Source organism: Aldersonia kunmingensis, assembly GCF_001646865.1.
Classification (GTDB): domain Bacteria; phylum Actinomycetota; class Actinomycetes; order Mycobacteriales; family Mycobacteriaceae; genus Aldersonia; species Aldersonia kunmingensis.
Genome location: NZ_LRRB01000191.1, coordinates 1 through 6,715, shown reverse-complemented (window position 1 = coordinate 6,715; position 6,715 = coordinate 1). Strand labels below are relative to the sequence as shown.

The window sequence follows — 6,715 nt, the reverse complement described above, 5'->3', positions numbered from 1 at the left end:
GTAAACGATGCGGCCGGCGCGCCCGGCGAGCATCCGATCATGCGGCACCTCCACAAACGCGGTGATGCCCTTGTCCTGCAGGAAGGTTCGGATGACCTCTCGCACCCCCGGTGCGGTCCCGTCCGGTGGGGTGGAGACGACCACGATCGCGTTCGCGACCAACGCCTCCAGGCCGTGGCCGGTGAGGCGGTCGAGCATGCCGCCGACGATCTTGGCGGTGTCCTCGCGGTACTGCAGCGGGATCACCAGCTGGCCGGCATGATGGGCGAGCCAGCGCCAGTTCCCCGCGCGCTCGTTGTTACCGGTGTCGGCGACGATCAACGGGTAATGCCGCGCCAGCACCCGGTAGATGTCGGCGCATTCGTCCCACCCGATCTGGTCCATGTGCTCGGGACTGTCATCCGAGGCGAGAATGTGCTCGCGGGTAGGTTGCCGCCGCAGAAACGCCGCGATCTGCGCCGCCGACCCGGTCGCCAACTGCGGAGCATGCGCCAACAGATCCCACACCGTCGACGTCGTGGGGGCTGCGGCGGCGCGCAGTGCGAGGGTGCCGCGGGTTTCGTTGTTGTCCCAGCCGACCACCCCGCCGCCGCGCAACAGGGCGAATGTGCTTGCCAACATCAGCGTGGCTGGCGTCTTCCCCACCCCGCCCTTCGGGTTGGCCACCATCACCAGTTGTGTCCCCGACCAATGCGCCTGCACTGCCCGCTCGGCGAGCCGATGTTCCACCTCCGCCGGGCGCGGCGACAGTCGCCCCCACCCGCCGAGCAGCCGGTTCACCTCACCCCGAAACCCCCACCGCGCCGGATCGCACTCCGGTCCCGGCGGATCGGCCAACAACCCCCCTGCCGGATCCCGCGCGGGTTCGGATGCAGCATCGGCGTCCGGCGCGGCCCCGGCGCCATCGATTGGCTCCACAGTTCCTGTGTCGCAGTCCGGCTCGGTTGACTTGTCGGTTGTGTCCTCGGGTCCGGTGTCAGTCGCTTCGGTCGCCGGCGGTACCGCGGCGGGTGTGCGGCGGCCCTGGAGGATCAGGTTGACCGGTTCCTCGGCCCAGTAGGCCTGTTCGTCGTGGTTCATCGATACTCCCCTTCCTGATAGGGCGACTTGTACGGGACTGTCTGTTGGGCCGTGGGTTTCAGCGTTCATCGATCGTGGTCACCTCCCAGGCGACGTCGTGGCGGTGCAGCACCACCCCGACCGTCGGGGTGCGGGTGTCCAGGACGCGGCCCTGGGGGTCGTACACGGTCTGGGTCACGGTGAACACCCGGATCGCTTCGGTCGCGGTCTGCGGCGGAACCAGTTCAGTCGAGGCGTCCACGCGCACGTCGATGGTGGCGTGCGCGGCGGCCCACCGGGCCCACTGCGCCCCAGGGCCGGTCACCGACGCGGACCCGGTGACCGCGGCAGCGAGCTGTTCGCTCAGCAGCGGCAACGCCCGGGCGGCGGCATCGTTGGGACCAGTGTCGGTGTTGGTATTCCAGGAAAACCACACCACCAGCGCGGCCCGCGCCGTCGCGTCCGGATCGGTGCGATCCACGCCTGCCAACGGCAGCGGGGTCGCGGCGCGAACCGGCGGCGCCGGCCCTGTTGCAGCGCTACCGGTATCGTCATCGACCGGTGCTGGCGGGGTCCATTGTTGAGCCGGCACCACCGAGGTCGCCAGGTCCTCTCCCCCGAGGCCACAGCCGGCGAGCACAACGACCAGCAGCGCTGTCCCGCAGACGATTCGCGTGGTTCGGTCCCCGGTCATGTGTTGACCTCGTTGGGGGCGGTGAACACGGTGGCGGCGCGTTCGGGGATGGTGCGTACGTAGCTGCGGGTTTCCGGGTTCTGACACACCCCGCCCTCGGCGAGGGTGGCTCCGGGTCCGCAGTTGTACATCGACAACATCAACGGCTCGATTTCTCCATGCAGACGGCCATGGGCGACAGCGTCTTTCGCGATACCGGCGAGTTCGCAGTCATAGGCCGCCTGGGTCATCACGGCATCCGGAATGGAGCGGGTGCTCCGAGTGCCGTCCCCGTCGCCGTCGACTGCCTTCGCGGCCCACGTGGCGGGCACGAACTGGGTAGGGCCGTCTGCGCCTGAGGCCGCGTTGTGCGCGGTCACCTCAAACCCGGATTCGTTCTCCAGTTGCGCCGCCAAGAGTGGCGCGCTGACCTCGGCACACGTGCGGGCAGCCTTGAGGATCCAAGGCTGGAACGGCGCCGGCACCGACCCCGCCTTCAACGACCCACCCGGGCCGGCCGATGCGTCGTCGCAGCCCGACCGCGGCGACTCAACGGTTCCGGGTCCGCCAGGCACGGGGCCGTAGGTTTGGCCTGGTTTCGGGTAACCGTGGCCCTGGGTGGTTACGTGGACGTGGTCGAAATGGTTCTGCGTGGGCGAGCCCCGGTCTTCCATGGTGTTTGGGGTGCCGTCGGCGGGGCGGTACTGCTGGCGCCAGATCACGTACACCACCGCGAAAGCGGTTCTGTTGTCCATCACGTAGTCGGCTACTTCGTCGCCGAGCTTCTTGCCGTCGGGGGTGTCCCAGCCCGGGATCATGATGTCCGCTGCACGCCCGGACGGGTGATCGGGATATGCATCTGCAGGACGCCATCCGCCGATCGCGGTGATCTGCGGAAATCGGGTCGTGATTGCGCGGACCAGCCGGATCGTGTCTACCTGCCAATGCGCCTCACTGCCCTTGTCTGCCGGCAGCGCCGCCATCTCCACACCACCGTCGGCGGTTGCCGCGGCCAACTGGGGAGAGCCGGCTCGCCGATTGCGCTCGGTGGACGAGGCGGCGGTGGCGGTGTGACCACTGGCGCGGGTGCGTGTCTGCAACCACGGCGCCGGGTCGATCGCGTGCCCGCCGGAGAGACGGCCACCCGGCCAGACCTCGAAATGCAAGTGTGGGCCGGTGGATTCGCCATTGCTGCCCACGTTGGCGATGCGCTGGCCCGCCCGCACTCGCTCGCCGATGCGCACGAGGACCCCGTCGTCGTACATGTGCCCGTACACCGTCGACAGCTTCTGCCCGTCGATCATGGTGTCCAGCACGATCCAGTTACCGAACCCGCTCGCCGGGCCCGCCGCGACCACCGTCGCATCCGTCGCCGCCACGATCGGGGTGCCTGCGGGTGCGGCCAGGTCCTGCCCGCTATGGAAGCGACCCTCGCGGGGCCCGAAACCACTGCTGAGCTGAAACACCCCCGGCTCCATGGGCATCACCACCCGCCCCGACCCCATCGGGGCCCCGTCGCGGGGCATGTCCGGCAGGCAATTCGGGTCGGCCGGGTCGCGGTGCCCGGTCACCGCCACCAGGAACATCGCCGCCAGCGCGAACGGCGTCGCCACGGCTGCAAGCAGCCACACGGTGGCCGTGCCGCCCGCGCCGCTACCGCTCATCGACATCACCGGCCTGCTGCCGGTGCGGGGCCCGCGAGCGGGGTGATGCGGTTGATCAGCCACTGCGTCAGCCATTGCAGCGCCGTGCGGCCTGCCGCGTCGATCACGGTGGTGTCGTAGGACTGGTGCGCCCCGGAGGTAAAGAACCCCAATGCATCCGCTCCCTCGCCGAGCAGCTGCGACAACGAATCCGCGCCCTCGGCGGACACCAGCTGACCCGCGGCGCTGGGCAGGACGCCATCCAACGCGGCCGGATCGATTTTTGTGCCACCGGTCAAGGCCTTGACCGCGATCGTGGCGAACCCGAGCGCGGTCGGGACCAGGCGCAGCAATGAGCCGCCGATGCTGAGCGGGTCTGCGCCCGAGGCGATCGCGTGCGCCACACCCCAGAGGTCGTTCTGCAACTGCCCGAACTGCCGCGCCAACCCGATCACGTCGAGGTTGCCGAGCAGGTCCACCACCAGCGCGGCGATCGACACGACACCGGAGGGATCGAGCGGCCCAAGCATGTTCAGTACGCCCGACACCAGGTGCAGGTCTACGCCCGCCGCCAAGACCACGATCGGCCGGAAGAGGTTGTTCAGATCTCCGAACACCCGTTGCAGCTGGTCGACCTTCCCGACCGGGGTGTCGGGGCCAAGCAGGATCGGCCCGACCTGGTTGAGCCGGTCGAGGATCTGCGGGACATTCACCGCCAGATCTAGCCCGTTCTTCACCACATTCGTGACCTGCCCGATCATGGTCGAGGGCTTGAGCACCGACAGCACCCGCGATGCCGCCGACAACTGATCCGCCGGCGTCGCGGTCAACGCCGCGGTCTGCGCGGACAACTCCCCCGCCACATCCTCGACACCCGCAGCCTTCGGTGCCGTCGCCGCTGCGATGCGGTCTCCAATCGTGCGCAGCGACCCGATCGCGGCGGGCAGATCCATCGACTCCAAGGTCGCGAGCACTCCCCCGGCCTGTGCCTGAACAGACCCCGGGCTGGCAGTGCTCAACTCGTGGTGCACACCGGGATTCGACTCCGCCCAACTCGCCACATCGTGCAGCGGCTGCAGGGTGCCCAGTGCCGAGCGCGTCGCCTCCGCGACGACGGTGGTGTCCGCCGGATTGGTCGAGCCGGCGTGCGCTCTGATCGTCTCGACGTTGTCCGCGAGCTTTCCTGGGTCCGCGGCCGAGAAATCGGTCGTCAAATCCTCCGGTGACTGCCGCCCATTTGAGGGGTCCAACATCCGGCCCAGCGATGCAATCACCGGATTCTGGGTCGCGTTTGTCGAGCAGTACCTATCGGCTGGGTCGCAAAACTGCGCCACCACCGGTGACAGGCCGCAGAAACCGTCCGGACGAGGACCTGCGATGCCAGTCCCTGTGACCGGCGGACCGACGAGCTTCCCGCCCTGCGTGCCCTGATGCGGGTCTGCGATCAACCCGATCGCAATCACCCGGTCCGCAGTGATCGGGCCACGTCCGCAGCCGATGTCGGCGGCCACGTCCCCTGCCGAGTCTGCACCCTGTGAGTACCCCACCAGCGCTGCCTTCGAGGCCGGGCACTTCCGAAAGAACCCAGACAGGGTGTCCTTCAGGGCGGTGGCGCCGGCAGTCTTCGACTGCGCATACGACAAGCCCTTGTTGAAAGCCGAGCGTGACGATGGCGGAAACGCCACCTGCACGCGATCACCGAACCGTGCCCGCAGCGCATTCGCTGGTGCTGCCAGCAAGCCCACTGGGGTTTCGGGGCTCGAACGCTCATCGCCTTCCCCTGTGCCGGACATGAACGCGGCCATCACCGCTGGGCAGCCCGCTTGTTCTGCCGCGGGTGACGCGGATACCTCAGCGGCCGGGGTCAGGGTGAGCGCGAACGCGGCGCACGCGGCCGTGCTGGTTGCGAGCAGAGAGTGAAATGCAGTCATGACCTGATCGCTTCCGCCCAGAGCGTGCATATCGAATATGCGAGCTCGTCGACGGAGGCTCGCCTAGCCGCGAAACCGGTAAAGCCCTGTGGCACACATGAACTAGAATCGGCGACCGTCCCGATTGTCGCGATTGCGCGCGCACCGAGGAGCCGAGGTTTCATCCGCCGTGTTCCTCGGTGAGGACCCCGATCGGTTGCATCCACGGCGGAGTGCACGTGGATCGTCGGGGAGCCGGGTCCGTGACGTCGAACAGCACAAACCGCTCGTGTTCGGACTACATGCACAAGCATCGAGTCATCGACTATCGTCGACATGGCAGAGTTCCTCTCTGCTCAGAGAATGGGCTGAGTGGCCGCTAACCACTTGGTCTCCGACCCCCGGTCGCCGCTAACGACTGGGGGTTCTCTCGTTCACGCTTCCGCATTCACCTCCAATTCGGTCGCGGTCGCCGTCATGACCGCGTGGACCAGCGACTCGAACGCGGCGAACGAGAATCGATCGATGTCATTGCTGCCAAATTCGCTGCTGCACTGAGTGATTCTGTCGACGAGACAACGTACGCCTACGACGCTGTCCGGTCCCGCACTGCGAGCACCCCTGCGTAGCTCTACGTCGGTGGGGATACGAAGACTCAACTCGACCTCACTGCGGTTTAAGCTCTGCAGCTCATAATTTTCGTAGTCACCCCGAGGATATGAAGGTCACCCAGCGGCAAACAATTGCGCTGAGACGCTTTTTTGCTTCGGGCCGTTGCACCGGCCACGTGCGCGACTCTTGTCGGCGCGTGCGGAACTCGACCAGGTCATTCACGGCGGTGCTCGCCGCCCACACTTTTTCGTCCGCCACCACACCGGTGTCGGCCGCACGGCGGGCAACCAGCCGGGCCGAGCGGCCTGAGAATAGGCGCACCAGGCCCGCCGTGACATAAGAATCGCAGTACGCATACTGGCCCCCACCTCGCTTCGCGTGCATAGAACGTCGTCAACATGCCTCGTAGGGCAGATCACTGTTCCAGCGCGGGCGACGCAGCATGGGGTGCGCCGCGAACCTCGAGCTGAGGTACGCCAACAAGTAACCGATCGGGCGAGAGACCAAGGGGACTCTCACAGTCATCGAGCGAGTGATGAAATCGGCTGCTCGCGAGAAGATTATTACTCACATCGACGTGCGATGTCGATGCAAGCCGTGAAACAGCGCGAAGTTTGTTCACGTTCGAAGATGATTGAACGCGTTGGACGCGGGGAACCCGGATGACCGACACCCTGGCCTCCCCGCCTAGCCCAAATCGTCAGGCGCAGAGAAGATGTTGATTGTTGAAACAATCGGAGCGGACCCAACCGTCATCGCAGATTCAGGCGCATTGCGGCAGTTTCGCAACCTCAACTCCGCCTTCCGCGGTTCAGTGC

General features: G+C 66.9%; 4 protein-coding genes. All 4 read right to left on the bottom strand.

Features of this window, described 5'->3' with window-relative positions:
* The coding region (locus tag A8G08_RS14535; RefSeq protein ID WP_068275242.1) for a MinD/ParA family ATP-binding protein at nucleotides 1-1,080 on the bottom strand (1,080 nt) is incomplete at its 3' end.
* A 58-nt stretch (nucleotides 1,081-1,138) separates the two neighbouring features.
* On the bottom strand, nucleotides 1,139-1,753 hold the full coding sequence (locus tag A8G08_RS14530) for a hypothetical protein (RefSeq protein WP_068275241.1): 615 nt from the start codon (nucleotides 1,751-1,753) through the stop codon (nucleotides 1,139-1,141).
* Nucleotides 1,750-3,396 (bottom strand): M23 family metallopeptidase, encoded by a 1,647-nt coding sequence (locus A8G08_RS28030; protein WP_245672836.1) that lies wholly within the window; start codon nucleotides 3,394-3,396, stop codon nucleotides 1,750-1,752. Before A8G08_RS28030 ends, A8G08_RS14530 begins: the two co-directional genes overlap by 4 nt.
* Before the next feature lie 5 nt (nucleotides 3,397-3,401).
* On the bottom strand, nucleotides 3,402-5,306 hold the full coding sequence (locus tag A8G08_RS14520; RefSeq protein ID WP_169823314.1) for a cutinase family protein: 1,905 nt from the start codon (nucleotides 5,304-5,306) through the stop codon (nucleotides 3,402-3,404).
* Nucleotides 5,307-6,715 lie beyond the last annotated feature (1,409 nt).